Annotated in this window: 16 protein-coding genes and 1 tRNA gene; 10 read left to right on the top strand and 7 right to left on the bottom strand. The window is 66.0% G+C overall.

From position 1 onward, the window contains the following. Positions 1 to 150 precede the first annotated feature (150 nt). A tRNA-Arg gene (locus V6D40_RS06800) sits at positions 151 to 224 on the bottom strand. A gap of 79 nt (positions 225 to 303) precedes the next feature. On the opposite strand from V6D40_RS06800, the gene V6D40_RS06795 reads away from it, so the two are divergent. The 5 genes from V6D40_RS06795 (at position 304) to V6D40_RS06775 (ending at position 5,867) form a co-directional block, all read left to right on the top strand. Then, positions 304 to 2,280: a cytochrome c oxidase assembly protein gene (locus V6D40_RS06795; RefSeq protein WP_334289609.1), complete on the top strand. Its 1,977-nt coding sequence runs from the start codon at positions 304 to 306 to the stop codon at positions 2,278 to 2,280. Positions 2,281 to 2,429: 149 nt separating this feature from the next. Further along, the gene (locus V6D40_RS06790; RefSeq protein ID WP_334289608.1) at positions 2,430 to 3,026 is read left to right on the top strand and encodes a single-stranded DNA-binding protein; all 597 of its coding nucleotides are present in this window, start codon (positions 2,430 to 2,432) and stop codon (positions 3,024 to 3,026) included. 75 nt (positions 3,027 to 3,101) lie between these two features. Further along, positions 3,102 to 4,772 carry an energy-dependent translational throttle protein EttA gene (gene ettA / locus V6D40_RS06785; protein ID WP_334289607.1) on the top strand — a complete coding sequence of 557 codons (1,671 nt, stop codon included), beginning with the start codon at positions 3,102 to 3,104 and terminating at the stop codon, positions 4,770 to 4,772. A 77-nt stretch (positions 4,773 to 4,849) separates the two neighbouring features. Next, a complete protein-coding gene (locus V6D40_RS06780; protein ID WP_334289606.1) occupies positions 4,850 to 5,281 on the top strand; it encodes an acyl-CoA thioesterase in 432 nt (143 codons plus the stop codon). Further along, on the top strand, positions 5,274 to 5,867 hold the full coding sequence (locus tag V6D40_RS06775) for a hypothetical protein (RefSeq protein ID WP_334289605.1): 594 nt from the start codon (positions 5,274 to 5,276) through the stop codon (positions 5,865 to 5,867). Before V6D40_RS06780 ends, V6D40_RS06775 begins: the two co-directional genes overlap by 8 nt. Here V6D40_RS06775 and V6D40_RS06770 read toward each other — a convergent pair. Both V6D40_RS06770 and V6D40_RS06765 read right to left on the bottom strand, forming a co-directional pair. Then, entirely contained in the window at positions 5,857 to 6,246 is a 390-nt protein-coding gene (locus V6D40_RS06770; protein ID WP_334289604.1) for a globin, read from the bottom strand. The genes V6D40_RS06775 and V6D40_RS06770 overlap by 11 nt on opposite strands. Further along, positions 6,233 to 7,195 (bottom strand): mechanosensitive ion channel family protein, encoded by a 963-nt coding sequence (locus V6D40_RS06765; RefSeq protein ID WP_334289603.1) that lies wholly within the window; start codon positions 7,193 to 7,195, stop codon positions 6,233 to 6,235. Before V6D40_RS06765 ends, V6D40_RS06770 begins: the two co-directional genes overlap by 14 nt. A gap of 79 nt (positions 7,196 to 7,274) precedes the next feature. Between V6D40_RS06765 and V6D40_RS06760 the strand changes: the two genes are divergently transcribed. Together V6D40_RS06760 and V6D40_RS06755 are read left to right on the top strand one after the other, a co-directional pair. Further along, complete coding sequence (locus V6D40_RS06760) at positions 7,275 to 8,429, top strand: cystathionine gamma-synthase (RefSeq protein ID WP_334289602.1); 1,155 nt, start codon at positions 7,275 to 7,277, stop codon at positions 8,427 to 8,429. 39 nt (positions 8,430 to 8,468) lie between these two features. Then, complete coding sequence (locus V6D40_RS06755) at positions 8,469 to 9,125, top strand: GntR family transcriptional regulator (RefSeq protein ID WP_334289601.1); 657 nt, start codon at positions 8,469 to 8,471, stop codon at positions 9,123 to 9,125. Here the strand turns inward: V6D40_RS06755 and pepN are convergent. Then, the gene (pepN, locus tag V6D40_RS06750) at positions 9,122 to 11,533 is read right to left on the bottom strand and encodes an aminopeptidase N (RefSeq protein WP_334289600.1); all 2,412 of its coding nucleotides are present in this window, start codon (positions 11,531 to 11,533) and stop codon (positions 9,122 to 9,124) included. The genes V6D40_RS06755 and pepN overlap by 4 nt on opposite strands. Before the next feature lie 35 nt (positions 11,534 to 11,568). On the opposite strand from pepN, the gene V6D40_RS06745 reads away from it, so the two are divergent. Together V6D40_RS06745 and V6D40_RS06740 are read left to right on the top strand one after the other, a co-directional pair. Further along, positions 11,569 to 12,189 carry a mycothiol-dependent nitroreductase Rv2466c family protein gene (locus V6D40_RS06745; protein ID WP_334289599.1) on the top strand — a complete coding sequence of 207 codons (621 nt, stop codon included), beginning with the start codon at positions 11,569 to 11,571 and terminating at the stop codon, positions 12,187 to 12,189. Between the two features lie 4 nt (positions 12,190 to 12,193). Further along, entirely contained in the window at positions 12,194 to 12,670 is a 477-nt protein-coding gene (locus tag V6D40_RS06740) for a ribose-5-phosphate isomerase (RefSeq protein WP_334289598.1), read from the top strand. On the opposite strand, the gene V6D40_RS06735 is transcribed toward V6D40_RS06740, so the two are convergent. Genes V6D40_RS06735 through V6D40_RS06725 form a run of 3 tightly spaced genes read right to left on the bottom strand, consistent with a single transcriptional unit; the run spans position 12,671 to position 15,467 of the window. Beyond that, the gene (locus V6D40_RS06735) at positions 12,671 to 13,777 is read right to left on the bottom strand and encodes a glycosyltransferase family 2 protein (RefSeq protein ID WP_334289597.1); all 1,107 of its coding nucleotides are present in this window, start codon (positions 13,775 to 13,777) and stop codon (positions 12,671 to 12,673) included. Further along, complete coding sequence (locus V6D40_RS06730) at positions 13,753 to 14,625, bottom strand: glycosyltransferase family 1 protein (protein WP_334289596.1); 873 nt, start codon at positions 14,623 to 14,625, stop codon at positions 13,753 to 13,755. Before V6D40_RS06730 ends, V6D40_RS06735 begins: the two co-directional genes overlap by 25 nt. Beyond that, positions 14,622 to 15,467, bottom strand: coding sequence for a WcbI family polysaccharide biosynthesis putative acetyltransferase (locus tag V6D40_RS06725; RefSeq protein ID WP_334289595.1), 846 nt, complete (start codon positions 15,465 to 15,467; stop codon positions 14,622 to 14,624). Before V6D40_RS06725 ends, V6D40_RS06730 begins: the two co-directional genes overlap by 4 nt. A 58-nt stretch (positions 15,468 to 15,525) precedes the next feature. On the opposite strand from V6D40_RS06725, the gene V6D40_RS06720 reads away from it, so the two are divergent. Further along, positions 15,526 to 16,521, top strand: coding sequence for a glycosyltransferase (locus tag V6D40_RS06720; protein WP_334289594.1), 996 nt, complete (start codon positions 15,526 to 15,528; stop codon positions 16,519 to 16,521). Position 16,522: the final 1 nt, after the last annotated feature.

Below are 16,522 nucleotides of genomic sequence, written 5' to 3'. Positions count from 1 at the left end.
GCGTCTGGATCGCCGAGATCGTCGACGCTGTCTTCGCTCTTCGGCGGGCGGCCAGTGTTGTCAGTCATGGGTACTCCTTCGAAATACGTCGGTTTGTAAAAACCGTGTCTCCCAAGGGTACGCACGTACTACACCACGCGGAGAAAAATGTGCCCCCAGCAGGACTCGAACCCGCGACACACCGGGTAGAAGCCGGTTGCTCTAATCCACTGAGCTATGGAGGCGCGCTTAAAAAGTAAGCGTGCGTCATTGTAACGCACGCCGTTTGGTGGACTCGCAGCGCGCGAACGTATCGTTTGAGCCATGCAAGCCATGCAGCAGAAGCTTCCGGCCAGGGTCGCGTGGCCGTTCTATCTCGTCGCCGTGGTGGTGGCCGCGGTGGTCGCTGGGGCGGTGGCGCAGAGTTTCGTGGGCGAGTCGCTCGCGGCGCTCGGTATCCCGGACCCGGGCTGGCCCACCACGTTCGGGCTGCCGGCGCTGCGCGCCGCGGCGTGGATGTGCGCAGCACTTTCCGTGGGCTCGTTTTTGTTCTCGTCGTTCCTTTTTCCCCCGGCGTACGAGGACGACCTGAACAACGCAGCGCTCACGGTTGACGGGTGGGTGGCGGCGCGGGCGGGGGCGTGGGCGTCGGCAAGCATGGCCCTCATTGCGCTCATCATGATTCCCCTGACGCTGTCGGACGTGTCGGGCCAGCCGCTCGGCGAGGTGTTCTTCAACGCCGGCTCGTGGTCGATCGCGCTGGAGCAGGTCAGCGATGCGAAGGTGTGGCTCACCGTCGCGGCGTTTGCGGGGGCGGTCGCGCTCGGCGGATTCGTTTCCAAGACGTGGTGGCCGCAGGTTGCGCTGCTTATCGGATCGGTCACCTCGCTGATGCCGCTTGCGCTAACCGGCCACTCCGCAACCGGCGGCAACCACGACTACGGCACAAATTCCTTCATCTGGCACCTAGTGTGCATGGTGGTGTGGGTCGGTGCGTTGATGGCGCTCATCGCCCACGGGCGCCGGCTCGGCCCCCGCATGGAGGCTGCCGTGACGCGCTACTCCAACATCGCGCTGTTCGCGTTTTTCGGCATGTTGATTTCCGGTGTCGTCAACGCGTGGATCCGCATCCGCCCCAACGAGCTGCTGGACTACGACTACGGTCTCGTGCTGGTAGCGAAGCTCATCGGCTTGGTCGTACTCGGAGTTTTCGGCGCGCTGCACCGCCGCCGCACGATTCCCAAGCTCGCCACCGAACCGCGGGCATTCACCCGCCTCGCCGCCGTCGAGGTGCTAGTGATGGCTGCCGTCACCGGGTTGGCGGCCACACTCGGGCGCACCCCGCCGCCCCCGCCGCGCGAAGTGAACTTGAGCGCGATGCAGATCCAGATGGGCTACGACCTCGAGCGCCCGCTGACCTTCGCCACCTGGTTCACGCAGTGGCGCTTCGAGCTGCTGTTCAGCGTGATCGCCGTCCTGCTTGCCGCGTACTACCTGCACCTTGCGCGCCGGGTTGACGGCTGGCGCGCCTCGCGCACCGCGTGGTGGTTGGCGGGGTGCGCGACGGTCGTTGCCACGCTGTCGTCCAACATCGGCATGCACATGCCGGCGAGTTACTCCGCGCACATGCTCGCGCACATGGCGCTGTCCATGGTGGCACCGGTGTTTCTGGTGCTCGGCGCGCCGCTCACGCTCGTGCGGGCGGCGTACCCGGCGGGGGAGTTCAACCCGCGGTTGTGGGCCGAGAGCTTCCAGCGCTCCGCGTTTTTGCGCGTGATCACCTACCCGCCGGTCAGCCTTGTGCAGTTCATCTTCTTCTTCTACGCGCTCTACATGTTCATCCCGCTGTATGAGCTGATGATTTCTGAGCACGCGGGGCACGTGATCATGAACGCCGTGTTCCTCACCTCCGGCTACTTCTATTTTTGGGAACTCATCGGCCCGGACGAGATCGAGCCGCGCACCGACGCGCGCATCCGCCTCGCCTGGCTCTGGGTTTCCATGCCGATTCACCTGTTCATGGGCGTGTACCTGATGCAGCTCAACGTGGTGCTCGGCGAGGAGTTCTACACCTCCCTGCAGTTGCCGTGGAACCCGAATCTGCTCGACGACCAGAAGGTCGGCGGCGGTATCGCGTGGGCAACCGGCTCGTTCCCGCTGGTCATCGTGTTCGCCGAGCTGTTCCGCCAGTGGCTGAGCAGTGACCGCGCCGAGTCCGAGGCCGCCGACCGCCAGGCGGAGGAGTCGGATGATGAGCAGTGGCGGCAGTACAACGAGATGCTCGCGCGCTACAACAGTTAAGCTGCGCGTTTTCAATAAGCTGTGGAGTGTTTTCCGCGTTTCGCGCCGGGTTGGGGATTACCGCTTTGCCGGGGTGGCGGCAGGTGCCACGCTGCCCCTAGGGGCAATTGCTTATCGACGCCCCCATCAACCCCAAGAAAGGCACCACCATGAGCAACATCGTCACTATTTCCGGCAACCTCACCTCTGATCCCGTCTTGACCGTTGCGGGAGCGGACGAGCTCCCGCTGACCAAGTTCCGCCTCGCCACCTCGCGCCGGCGCAACACCGGCGACAAGGACTCCAATGGCCGCGACATCTGGGAGGACGCCGACCACCTTTACATCGACGTCGCCTGCTGGAACGAGCTCGCCGTCAACTGCATGGCGTCTCTGAAGCGCGGCTTCCCGGTCACGGTGACCGGCCGCCTTGTCACCGAAATGTGGGAGGACAAGTCGGCGCTCGGCCAAGACTCCAACATGCGCTCCAAGATTGCGCTGAAGGCCACCCAGGTCTCCTTCGATCTGTCGAACTTCCAGCTCAACTCCATCAAGACCACCAACGTCACCCACAACGCGAACGGCACCGTGCCGATGACGGTGAAAACCGTTGCGGATTTCATCCAGCAGCCTGAGGCGCGCCGCAGCGCGGAGGACGGCGCCGAGCCGAACTTCGCCGACGGCGGCGGCCACGGCGGCCGTGACGGCCGCAGCGCTGAGCCAGTCCCAGCCGCGGCCGGTGACTCAGAGGGCGCTGCGCCGTTCTAGCGCGCGGTGCACCAGGCCACGTAATGTACCCTGTGAAAAGCAGTTTCAAGTCTTTCTAACAAGGGGAAACGTTTCGTGGCTGAGTTCATCTACACGATGAAAAATGTTCGCAGGGCCATCGGTGACAAGGTGATTTTGGACAACGTCACCATGGCCTTTTACCCGGGCGCCAAGATCGGCGTTGTGGGCCCCAACGGCGCCGGCAAGTCGTCGTTGCTCAAGATCATGGCAGGCATCGACCAGCCGAATAACGGCGAGGCGTTCCTCCAACCCGGTGCGACCGTGGGCATCCTGCTCCAGGAGCCGCCGCTGAACGAGGAGAAGACGGTGCGCGAGAACGTCGAGGAGGGCCTCGGCGACATCTTCGCCAAGAAGCAGCGCTTCGAGGAAATCGCCGAGGAGATGGCAACCAACTACTCCGACGAGCTGATGGAGGAGATGGGCAAGCTGCAGGAGGAGCTCGACGCCGCCGACGCGTGGGAGGTCGACTCCAAGATCGAGCAGGCGATGGAGGCGCTGCGCTGCCCGCCGTCCGATTCCCCGGTGACTAACCTCTCTGGCGGTGAGCGCCGCCGCGTCGCGCTGGCGAAGCTGCTGCTGTCCGAGCCGGACCTTTTGCTGCTCGACGAGCCCACCAACCACCTCGACGCGGAGAGCGTCCTGTGGCTGGAGAAGCACCTGCAGACCTACCCGGGTGCCGTGCTCGCCATCACCCACGACCGTTACTTCCTGGACAACGTCGCGGAGTGGATCTGCGAGGTTGATCGCGGCAAGCTTTACCCGTACGAAGGCAACTACTCCACCTACCTGGAGAAGAAGGCTGAGCGCCTCGAAGTTGCCGGCAAGAAGGATCAGAAGCTGCAGAAGCGGCTGAAGAACGAGCTCGAGTGGGTGCGGTCCTCGCCGAAGGCCCGCCAGGCGAAGAACAAGGCGCGTCTGGAGCGCTACGAGGAGATGGCAGCCGAGGCGGAGCAGTACAGGAAGCTGGACTTCGAGGAAATCCAGATCCCGACCCCGCCGCGCCTGGGCAACAAGGTCGTCGAAGTCGAGGACCTGGACAAGGGCTTCGACGGCCGCGTGCTGATCAAGGACCTGTCGTTCACGCTACCGCGAAACGGCATCGTCGGTGTCATCGGCCCGAACGGTGTGGGTAAGTCGACCCTGTTCAAGACGATCGTCGGCTTCGAGGAGCCGGACGACGGCAAGGTCGAGGTCGGCGAGACCGTGCAGATCTCGTACGTGGACCAGAACCGCGAAAACATCGACCCGGAGAAGACCGTGTGGGAGGTCGTCTCGGACGGACTCGACTACATTCACGTCGGCCAGAATGAGATGCCGTCGCGCGCCTACCTGTCCGCGTTCGGCTTCAAGGGTCCGGACCAGCAGAAGCCGTCGAAGGTGCTCTCCGGTGGTGAGCGCAACCGCCTGAACCTGGCGCTGACGCTGAAGCAGGGCGGCAACCTGATCCTGCTCGATGAGCCGACCAACGACCTCGACGTCGAAACCCTGGGCTCGCTGGAGAACGCGCTGCAGAAGTTCCCGGGCTGCGCCGTGGTGATCTCGCACGACCGCTGGTTCCTGGACCGCACCTGCACCCACATCCTCGCCTGGGAAGGCAACATCGAGGAGGGCAAGTGGTTCTGGTTCGAGGGCAACTTCGGCGATTACGAGCGCAACAAGGTTGAGCGCCTGGGCGAAGAGGCGGCGAAGCCGTCGCGCGTGACCCACCGCAAGCTCACCCGCTAACACGCGGGCACCCCGCCTGAGGGCGGGGTAGCATCGCGAATGAGTAACGGTCGTCAAACGCAAAAGGTGTGATCTCCATGGCCGACAACGGCAACGCAGGCAACGTCCACGTCCACAACATCCCGCTTCGGTGGAGCGACTTCGACCGCTACGGGCACGTGACCAACTCCGCGTACATCGAGATCGCCCAGGAGGCGCGCCTGGCTTTTGCCAACGAGTTCTTCTACTCGCAGGGCCACGAGTTCGTCTCGTTCGTGCGCCGCATTGAGGCGGATTACGTCCGACCGCTGTTGCCGAACACGGTCCTCGCCCGCGTGGAAACGCAGGTGGTCAACCTCGGCACCACCTCCTTCACTACCCGTCAGGAAGTGAAGGACTCCCAGGGCCGCGTCTGCTGCACCATCGAGTGCGTCCAAGTGACAATCGACAACGCGACGACCACGCCGCGCGAGATCACGCAGAAAGAAATCGGGATTCTTTCGCAGACTGCGGCCAGTAACGTTGAGTAGCGACCGCGGACTTCTCACCCTCCTGCGCCGCGCGGTCGCCCTCGACGCGGGCGCGGTAGCGAGGGTCCAGGCGGTCGGCGCCGACGCGTCGAACGTCTTCGTCACCACCCCATTCGATTGCGCGGCAGCCCGGCGCAGCACAGCGCTGGAGGAAGGGGTGTTTCAGGGGCAGTTGCTTATCGACGCGCTCCCGAACACCCCAAACCCCCTCCCGGCAAGCGCGTGGCCCGGGGCACTTCCCCCGGTCGACGGCTTCGTTTTGCGGGACACCGTGCCGATTGCCACGGTGCGCAAGTTGGCGGACGAGGGTAGGGCGCTCGCCCGGCAGTTCTCCGGGCCCGCAGGTCCGCCGCGCTCCCTGCTCAGCAACACCGTGATCACCGCTGACGCCGAATCATCCAACCCCGTCGAGGTGCCGATGAGCATGATCTTCGCGGCGACCTCGCTGGGGCTGATCCCCGGATTCGATGCACCGGCGAATATCCCGCGGCAGATGCGCATCTCCACCTGCGGCTCGTGGACGCGCCTCGACGCGGCCTACGGCTCAATCTTCCGGAACGCGGGGCTGAACCTGCTTATTGGTTGATCATCATGAACGCCACGCGCTGCATGTGGTTCCACAGCACCGCGCGGTGTTCGGCGCTGAGTTCGTCTTCGCTGAACTGGTCGAGCGAGGCGCTCATCAGCTCCAGCCAGCGGTCAGCCTCCGCCGCGCCGATGGCGAAGGGGAAGTGGCGCCGGCGCAGCATCGGGTTGCCGCGCTGCTCCTGGTAGGTGCGCGGCCCGCCCCAGTACTGCTCCAAGAACCAGCGCAGCCGGTCCTCTGCGCCCGCAAAGTCGTCCTCCGGGTACATCGGGCCGATCAGGTCGTCGGTTTTCACCTGCTCGTAGAAACCGGAAACGAGGCGGGTGAAGAAGGAGTGTCCGAGGGCGTCGTAAAGCGACTGCTCCTTAGGCTCGTTCATTGTTGCTGTCCTTATCTGCGAACTCCACCAGGATCGAATCCATCGGCGCGAGTACGACATCTTCCTTGTGCAGCGCGACCAGCACGCGGTGGTGCAGGTGGCGGGCAACCGCCCACTGCGCGCCCGGCATGGTCTTCACCGTGACGCGGAACGACACGTAGTTCGGGTTGAAGTCGGACGGGCCGAGCATCTGCGGCGCCGCCATGACCAGGTCTTTAACCTCCGGGTCGTGGATCGCGGCGGTGCAGGCGTCCTCCACCACGCGCGAGACCTTATCCGGGTTCGCCATGAGCGAGACCGGGATCTGCAGGCGCGCGACCGAGAACTGGATCGAGTGGTTGCCCACCCGGTCGATGTCGCCGTTGCGGATGTACCACAGCGCGCCGTCCATGTCGCGGATCGTGGTGATGCGAAGGGTCATCTCCTCAACCTCGCCGACCACGTCGCCAACCTGAATCGTGTCCCCGACACCGTACTGGTTCTCCAGCAGGATGAAGATGCCGCTGAAGAAGTCCTTGACCAGTGACTGCGCGCCGAAACCAATGGCGACGCCGACCACCCCGGCAGAAGCGATCAGCGGCGCGACGTTGACACCGAGCTGGTCCAGAATCGCCAGCACCGCCCAGGTCCAGATAATGATCGCCGCGATCGAGCGGCCCACATTCGCCAGCGTGCGCATCCGCTGCTGCCGGCGGTTTTCCTGGGCGCGGGCCTGCGGAGAGTTCTTGTCTGAGCCCGATTCGCGCAGTATTGCGGGTGTCTCGATAGCGCGCTGCGTGGCCCGGCGGATAATGCGCACCGCGAGCCAGTTCAGCACCAGTGCCACGAGCAGAATGAGCAGTATCTTCAGCGGCTTCTCCACAAGCATCTCGTGGGTCGCCGGGTCGTTCCACCACGAGGTGACGTCGTCAACGGTGGTGTCGACGGAGGTTTCCAGGTTCTCGTTCATCGACGGTAAGTGTACGCGGTTGGATAAAAGTCGACCCAAGTGGACAGCTTGGTCTAGTGGGTGGTCTACCATCCAAACCATGCAATCCTCACCTCTTGGACCCTCGACCGATTCCATCCACGCGGGCTACGAGCCGGATAGCCTGTACGGCCCAATCAACACGCCGATCTACGCCTCGACCACGTTCGCACAGAACGGGCTGGCGCAGCTGCGCGGCGGCTACGAGTACACCCGCGTGGGCAACCCGACGATTACTGCGCTGGAGAAGACGATCGCGGCGCTGGAGGGCGCGGACTTCGCCGTCGCGTTCGCGTCCGGCATGGCAGCGGTGGACGTGGTGCTGCGCGTGCTGCTGAAACCGGGCGACCACATCGTGATCAGCAACGACGCCTACGGCGGAACCTACCGCTTGATCCAGCAGATCTTCACCCAGTGGGGCGTGGAGAACACCGTGGTGGACATGACGGATGTGGACGCTGTCGCCGCGGCTGTAAAGCCCAACACCAAGGTGATCTGGGTGGAGACGCCGACCAACCCGCTTCTGTCCATCGTGGACATCGAGGCGGTGTCCCGCATCAAGGGCGACGCGAAGCTGGTGGTGGACAACACATTCGCCTCGCCGTACCTGCAGCGCCCGTTCGAGTTCGGCGCGGACGTAGTGCTGCACTCCACCACGAAGTACATCGGCGGCCACTCGGACGTGGTCGGGGGCGTGGTGTGCGGTAAGCACGAGTTGATCGGCGACCTGGAGGAGAACCTGCGCTTCTTCTTCGGCTGGGTCGGCGCTATCCCTTCGCCGTTCGACACCTACCTCACGGGCCGCGGGCTGAAGACCCTGCCGGTGCGCATGGAGCGCCACTGCGACAACGCGGAGGCTGTTGCCAACTACCTCAGCGAACAAGATCAAGTCGCGCGCGTGCATTACCCGGGGCTGGAATCGCACCCGGGCCACGAGGTTGCCAAGCGCCAGATGCGCCGTTTCGGCGGCATGGTCTCCGTCGAATTCAACACGGAGGAGCAGGCGAAGAAATTCTGCTTGTCCACCAAGCTGTTCTGCCTCGCGGAATCGCTGGGCGGGGTGGAGAGCTTGGTGGAGCACCCGGCGACCATGACGCACGTGTCGGTGGCCGGCTCCGCCCTCGAGGTGCCGCCTGAGCTGGTGCGCATTTCCGTCGGTATTGAGGACGAGGCGGACTTGCTTGCCGATCTCGAGAAGGCGTTGCGCGCGCTGTAGTCTCACTAGCGTCGACGGTGCGTTTGAAGGAGGCGGTAGGTGGCGAAAAAGCCCGCGTACATGGTGATCGGTGACGAGCTGCGGGAGCAGATCGTCTCGCAGGAATTGCCGGCTGGGGCGCGCCTGCCGTCGGAGCGCGAGCTCGTCGACCGCTTCGGCGTGGCCCGCATGACCGTGCGCCACGCCCTCGACATGCTGCAGGACGAAGGGTTGATTGAGCGCCGCCGCGGCCGCACCGGCGGAACGTTTGTGCGCGCCACCCCGCCCTCGCTCGAGCTGACCTCGGTCGCAGGTTTCGAGGAACACTTCGCCCTCAGCGGCGCAGAGGTTGTCTCGACGCAGACGACGGCAGTGCCCGCGCCGTCCGTCGTCGCCGCCGCGTTTGACATCCCTGCCGGTACAGAAGTCTTCGAGCGCGAGGTGATCTACGCCTCCGACGGCCAGCCGGTGCTTTTCGCCGCCGCGTACACCTTGCCCGGCGGGCCCGAGGCCGCAGGTAACGCTCCCGTGCGGCGCGAGGACATTCTCACCGCAACGCGGGCCACCGACCGCGAGTGCGAGGCGCTGGGGCTGGCCAGGGGAGCGGTGGTGCAGAAGGTGTCGCGCAGCAGCTACGCGGGCGATCAGCTGGCCGAGTACACGCTGATCACCCTGCGGCCTGATGCGGCGCAGCTGCGCGCCGTCACCGGCGCTTAGTTTTCAGCGCCAGCAGCGCTCGCTGCGTCGACCTGCTGGTTGCGCAGCGCACGCGCCGCGCGGTCCTGGCCCTCTGACACGACCCGCTTCAGGCCGGCCGGGGCTTTCCCGTCGTTCAGCAGCGCGTCGGCTTTGCCGATAGCCTGCTCGTCCACATCCCACGAGGGGTACATGCCCTCAAGCGTGCGCTGCGCCATCTCGTTGGTGAGGCGGTCCCACAGCGCCGGCGCGGCGCGGAAGTACTCGTCGGTCAGCCCCTCCAACCCGTCGAGGGTGAAGGTGAGACCGTCCATGAGGAAGCGGGCCTCGAGGTTGGTCAGGTCGTCGCTCACCAGCTTGTCCCACGCCCAGCGCTTGTCCACGGCAGCGCGTGCGCGAAGGCGCGAAATTGCGCCCTCGTTGGAGTCGTCGTCCTCCTCGTCGGCTGCGCTCAGCGGCAGCGCGCCGGAGGCGATCAGGTTGGTCAGCGCCAGCCAGCGCACTTCGCGGTTGTCGGAGCGCTCCAGCAGCTCCTTGAAGTACGCGGTGGTCTCCTCCGTCGGGGTCAGGCGCGCCAGGGCGCGGTCGAACACCGCCGCAGGCTCAGCGCCCCGGAACGCAGCGTTGAGCAGGTCCATGCCCTCGCCGCGCCAGGCCGGGTCGACGTAGCTGCGCACTGCCAGCGTCGCCTGCGACAGGAGGCGCTCCTGCACGCTCGGGTGCGACTCTGCCGCGCCGAACTTCGCCACCAGGCGGACGAACTCGCGCGCGGGCAGCCGGCCGCCGCGGGCGGCCTCCCACAGCGAGGACCACACCAGGGTGCGCGCCAACGAGTCGTCGATTGCGCCCAGGTACTCGACCGCGAACTGCTGCTGCTCCGGGCCGAGCTCCATCAGGCAGTAGGTGAGGTCGTCGTCGTTGACCAGGGCCAGGTCGTGCTCCACGCCAGCGAACTCGGGGATCTCGGTGCGCGTGCCCGTAAGGTCGACTTCGGTTTGGTGGGTGCGGGTGACGCGGCCGTCGATAAGCGAATACAGCCCCACGCGCACGCGGTGCGGGCGTGGGTCTTCCTGCACCACCGCGAACGTCTCGCCGATCTCGGGGCGCAGCGTGGACACGCCGGTGGTGCGCAGCCACTGTTCAGCCCACTGCGACAAGTCGCGCCCTGAGGCCTCCTCCAGCGCGCCCAAAAGGTCGGCGAAGGTTGCGTTGCCGTACGCGTGGTTGTCGAAGTGGGTGCGCACGCCGGCGAAGAACTCCTCGTAGCCCACGTACGCCTGCAGCTGCTTGAGCACGGAGGCGCCCTTGGCGTAGGTGATGCCGTCGAAGTTCTGCTCCGCCGTCTCGATGTCCGGCGCGTCCGCCGCGATCGGGTGGGTGGACGGCAGCTGGTCCTGGGAGTACGCCCACGCTTTCTCCACCGCGGCGAACGTGGTCCAAGCCTCCGGGTACTCGCCGATGCCGGTCTGCGCCGTGGCTGCCGACCAGGTGGCGAAGGACTCGTTCAGCCACAGGTCGTCCCACCACTGCATGGTGACCAGGTCGCCGAACCACATGTGCGCCATCTCGTGCAGGATCGTGTCGTTGCGCCGCTCGAGGCGGTACGGCGTCGGTTCGGAAGAGAAGACGTACTCGTCGCGGTACGTCACCGCGCCGACGTGCTCCATCGCGCCCATGTTGTACTCGGGGCAGAAGATCTGGTCGTACTTGTCGCCGAACGGGTACGTCCGGCCGAAGTTGGCGTGGTAAAAGTCGAAGCCGTCCTTCGTCTGGCGGAAGATGCGCTCGGCGTCCAGGTGCTCGATCACGCTGGAGCGGGCGTAAATGCCTAGGTCGATGGTGCGGTCGCCCGTGGTGTAGGTGTCGCGCACCTGCTCGTACTCGCCGGCGATGATCGCGATCAAATACGTCGACAGCGGCGTGTCGATGCGTGTGGTCCACGTCGCGGTGCCGTCGCCGTTGCCGCGGCGCTCGGCCGCCTCGTTCAGCACCACCGTGTAGCGCTCCGGCGCCGTCACGGCGATGTCGTACGTCGCCTTCAGGTCCGGCTGGTCGAAGCAGGCGAAGACCTTCATCGCCATCGCGGGCTCGAACTGCGTGTAGAGGTAGTCCTTCCCGTCGACCGGGTCAGTGAACTTGTGCAGCCCCTCGCCGGTGCGGTTATAGGTCTCTTTGGCGTGGACTTGGACGGTGTGGTGGGCGTCGGTAAGCGAAAGCTCCCTGCCCTCCAGCGGCTCACCGTCGAGCGTTGCGGAGAACTCGTCGGCCACCAGATCGAAGAAGGTTTCGCCTTCGCCGGAGTCGAACTCGATGGTGGTGGTGGAGGTGAACTGCTCCGCGCCCGTGACGTCGACCTCGATGCGGTAGGTCACGTTGTCAATCAGTGCTTTGCGGTGTTGCGCGGCGTCGCGCGTCAGGTTCGTTTTCATGCGCACCACGTTACAAGTTCTCTACAGTGGGGCCCATGAGCGAGAACGTGACGTTTTATTTCGATGTGTCCTGCCCGTTTTGCTGGCAGACTTCCCGCTGGATGAAGGAAGTGGAGAAAGTCCGCGACGTCACGGTGGAGTGGGTTCCCATGTCGCTTGCGGTTCTTAACGACGGCCGCGATGAACTCCCCGAGGCCTACCGCGAAATGATGAAGGCGAACTGGGGCCCTGCGCGCGTCTTCGCCAAGGTGAAGTCCGAGGCGCCCGAGAAGGTCGACCAGCTCTACACCGCGATGGGCACCATGGTCCACCCGGGCGGCGAGGGCGGCAAGAGAGGCTACGGCGCCTACGACGAGATCATCGCGGCTGCGCTGGAGAAGGTGGGCTTGCCGGCGTCGTTCGCTGAGGCTGCCAACACCGACACCGAGGACGACCTGCTGCGCGGCTACCACGCGCAGGCTATGGAGGCCGTGGGCGACGACGTGGGCACCCCGGTGATCAAGTTCGGCGACACGGCGTTTTTCGGTCCGGTGATCACGCGCGTTCCGGAGGGCGAGGAGGCAGGGCAGCTTTTCGACGCATCCGTGCAACTCGCCTCCTTCCCCTACTTCTTCGAGCTGAAGCGTTCGCGCACCGAGGACCCGCAGGTAGGGTAGGGACATGCGTATTTACCTTGGAGCAGACCACGCCGGTTTCGAGCGGAAGAACCAGATCAAAGCCCACCTCGAGGCCAAAGGGTTCGAGGTGACTGACTGCGGCGCGCTCGAGTACGATGCGGCCGACGATTACCCGGCGTACTGCATCGCAGCCGCTGAAGCCGTGGTCGCCGACCCGGGGTCGCTGGGCATCGTGCTGGGCGGCTCCGGCAACGGCGAGCAGATCGCGGCGAACAAGGTCAAGGGCGCGCGCTGCGCGCTCGCGTGGTCGGTGGAGACCGCGAAGCTGGCGCGCGAGCACAACAACGCGCAGCTGATCGGCATCGGAGGGCGCATGCACACCGAGGAGGAAACGCTCGCTATCGTCGACGCGTTTGTTACCCAGCCGTGGAGCGAGGAGGAGCGCCACCAGCGCCGCATCGACATCCTCGCCGACTACGAGCGCACCGGTGTGGCACCGGAAATCCCCGCCGCGAGGTAATTACCAGCCGGCGAAGTAGCGCTCGAGCTGCAGCGGGCCGGTAATCGGGGTGAGCCCGCAGTCCTCAGGGGAGGCGTTGACGGGCTCGAGCTGCAGCGCTTTCGCGCGCGCCGTGCGGATCACGGTGCCGTCGGTTAGCAGCACGTGCTCGACGGCGAGCAGCGCGTCCAGATCTTGCGGTGCCCAGCCTGCGCCGATAGCGACGTGCACGCGGGCGTCACGGGGCTCGGTGCCCACCCGGGGGTCGGCGTTAAAGAGTTCCGGCACGTCGGCGACGTGCACGTACGCGCCGACCTTCACCCATTCGGCGATGACGAATTCGGCCACGCCCTCGCCGTCCAGCAGCGGCACGGTGACGGCGATGTCGAAGTTTTTGAACAAGACGTGCTCGGGGCGGGCGAGCGGGTGGGTGATGCGGCGCGCCAACGCCAGCGACTCGGCGTTTTTCACGCGCGCGGCTTTATCGGCGTCGTCGAAACGCCCGCCGAAATCCTCCTCGGGGTGGATGGCCACCGCAGCCGGTTCGTGGATAAACGTTGCGCCGGCGTTCCACGCGCGCCACCCGAACTCCCAGTCCTCGCCGCCGTATCCGACGAACGTGCCGTCGAAGCCACCGACCTGGTTAAAGAACTCGGCGGAGCACGTCAGCACGGCGGAAATGATGAAGCGCCACGAGGTGTGGTCTGCGTCGCGGAGGTCGTTGGTGCGCTCCCAGGCGTCTGCAAGCCACTGCGGTTCGCGCCGCTGCGATCCCGTCAGCCGCGTGCCCACGACCACGGCGCGGTAGTCGCCCACCACGTGCGGCACCACCGCCGAAAGGTAGCCCGTCTCGGGCACCGTGTCGGCGTCTAAAAACGCGAGCACCTCGCCGCGGGCTGCCTCGGCGCCCAGGTTGCGGGCGGCGGCGGCGCGGAAACCCAGATCGGGCTGGGTGACGGTGGTGGTGCCGTCGATGCGCGGCGTCTCCGCGGAACCGTCGTCGGCGATGATGATCTCGACTTCACCCGCGTAGTCCTGCGCACGCACTGCGTCAACCACCCGCGCCAACGACTCGGGCGAGTTGTAGTGCGGGATCACCACGCTTACACAAGGCCAGCTGAAGTCCATGCGTCCTCCCACGCGCGCGCCACGTCCGCCCACCCGTACGCCGGCGGGTCGACGACGCGCGGCTCGAAGTCTTTGATTGCGGGGCGCCACGGGCCGTCGACAAGCTGAATGCGCCCCGGCAGCCAATCGTCGATTTCGCGGGCGTAGTCGGAGTCGCGCGCGAGGATTGTGCGGCCGGCGCCGAGCCACGCCATCATCGACCCCGACGCCGAGAAGTGCCGGTGCGCGCACACCGGCACGGCGATGCGGCCCATCTCAACCGCCATCTGCTCGTCGGTGAGCCAGCCGGTGATCTCCGCGTGGCGGGCAAGTCCCGCAGCCCATTCCTCGTGGCCGTCGGAGACCGCGCCGAGAAAGCGCATGCGCCAGTTCGTGCCTGCAAGCGCCTCGATCACGTCCTCGTGGCCCTTGCCGGGGTAGAGGAAGCCGAGCACGCCGACGGTGCCGGCTTCCGGCGCGAACGGCGAATCAATTACCGGAATCGGCAGCCGGATCACGGCGGCGTCGCCGCCGAAAAACCGCGCCTCGTGGTTGGAGTTCGTGGCGTTCAGCTGCGCGGCGTCGGCTAAGCGCCGGTACGCGGCGGCGCGGCGCGCGTAGCGGGCTTTACCTTCTTCCGGCTGAGGGACGTCGTGGAAGCTCACGGACAGCGGGCGCGCGCCCACCCGCTCAATCAGCGCGTCGGTGTCGCAGAGGTTGTCGGTGAACGCGACGTGGATGGGTTCGTCCGGCAGTTCGGCGCCGCTGAACCGCTCTTCGCGGATGGTCTCGGCGCCGCACGCCGCCGCGAGTTTGAGGGCGTAGTCGGTCACGCCGTGGCCGTCAGGCCCGATAATCAGGTGTTTCACGGCATCAACCCTAGGTTTTCAAGGCGCTCCGCGTGGCGTTTCAGCCCGTGCGCGACCACGTCCGGCCGCGAGCGGTAGTAGTCGAAGTGCCCCTCGGTGATCAACTGCTGGTCGATCACGCCCAGCGTCCGGTCGGTCCACTCGCCGCGGCGCACCTCCACACCAAGCGCGAGGGCAGCTTGCCTATCGACGGGCCCCTGCAAGGCCCCCAACATCTCATAACCAGGCATCTGTGGCTGCGCGGTGCTGCCGAGCGCGGCGAGAATCTGCTGCGCCATGTGCGCGAGCGTGGCGTTGTTCGGGTGGTTGATGGTGTGCCACACCGGGGTGGTTTCCAAGTAGTCGGAGACGACCACGGTGCCGTAGGCGCGCTCGCGCACGCGCATCTGCTCGATCGACATGGCGGCGGCGCGGCGCAGCGCGACATGGTCTGGGTCAGCCTCAACGGGCGCGTCTCTACCCCTCGCAGCGGCGGCGAGGATGCGCAGGTCGTGGTAGGGAACAACCGGCGGGTTCTCCGACATGTTGGCGGGGTTGCGGATGATGGCGTGGTACGGCATCAGACCGTCGAAACGCAGTACCGGCACCGTGATGTGGCGGGCAGAGCGCCTTAAATGCTCGCGCATTTGGCGCGTGCCCACGGGCAATCCCCGGTAATCGTCGCGGATCGGCTGGGTGACCAGCACGTCGGTGCTAGCGAGCAGCTCGGTGAACCAGCCCATGTCGTCTTGCTCGAGCTCGTGGACGGGCTTGATGCGCTCCGATTCGAATTCTCCTGTGGACATCAGCAAGCGGCGCGTGGACTCTGCTTGGCAGTTGCCGACGACGGTGAGCGTGGCCATGGTGGGGGTGGACCTCCTGGGAGCCCGTGATTAATGCGAAAACGATTATATTAGTGGGGTGACAACCGACCAGCGCGCCGTGCGGGTCCTCGCGATCCCGGCAGAACACCCCTACACGCAGGCTGTTTTGCCTGCCGGTGTGGAGTATGTTCCGGACCCGGACGTCGACGGGGAAGGCCGCTGGTGGCCCCACCCCGCACTGCGCGCCGACTACTGGGCGAACCCCCCGCAGGTTGACCTGGTGCACATCCACTTCGGCTTCGAGCACGTCTCGCCAGACGAGCTGCGTAAGACGGTCGCGGCGCTGCCCGTGCCGCTGGTGGTGACGGTGCACGACATCGACAACCCCCACTTGGCCGACCAGCGCGAGCACCACGAGCGGTTGCAGGTGCTTGTCAGCGCCGCCGCGGCCGTCATCACGCTCACCGACCACGCCGCGCGCATGTTGCGCGAGCGCTTCGGCGCGGCCGGCGTGCGGGTGCTGCCGCACCCCCAGATCGCCGAGCCTGTCGACGTCCCGCGCGAGCCCCGCGCCGCGGTGTTTGTGAAGTCGCTGCGCGGCAACGTGGTCGCCGACCCGGCGTTCTACACCGAGATCGCACGTAACGTGCCGCTGGGCGTCTACGTCCACGACGTCGACGCCACAGCTACGCTGCGCCGCGCACTCGCGGACGCGCCGGGCGGCGCCGACCTTGCCCTCCACGTGCACGAGCCGATGAGCGACGCCGAGCTGCACGCGGCTGTCGCCCGCGCAACTGTGTGCGTACTGCCGTACACCCGCGGCACCCACTCCGGGTGGTTGGAGATGTGCCGGGACCAGGGCACAAACGTCGCGGTCCCGGACATCGGGTGCTACGCGGACCAAGTGGACACCCCTAATGCCGTTGAGGTGTACGGGGTAGGCGACGGGGCGCAAGCAAGCAATGCTTCCAAAACCCTGCTTGAGCGCGGCGCGGTGCCCTTGACCACCGACCGCCGCGCCCAACTTTCGCAGGTCCGCGACGCCCACGCGGAGATATACCGAGCAGTGATCGACCAAACAGTGAGGAGGTAGA

It is taken from the genome of Corynebacterium sp. Marseille-Q4381, assembly GCF_036881695.1.
Classification (GTDB): Bacteria; Actinomycetota; Actinomycetes; order Mycobacteriales; family Mycobacteriaceae; genus Corynebacterium.
Note: the sequence above shows the minus strand (reverse complement) of the source record. Positions and strands in the feature narration are given on the sequence as shown.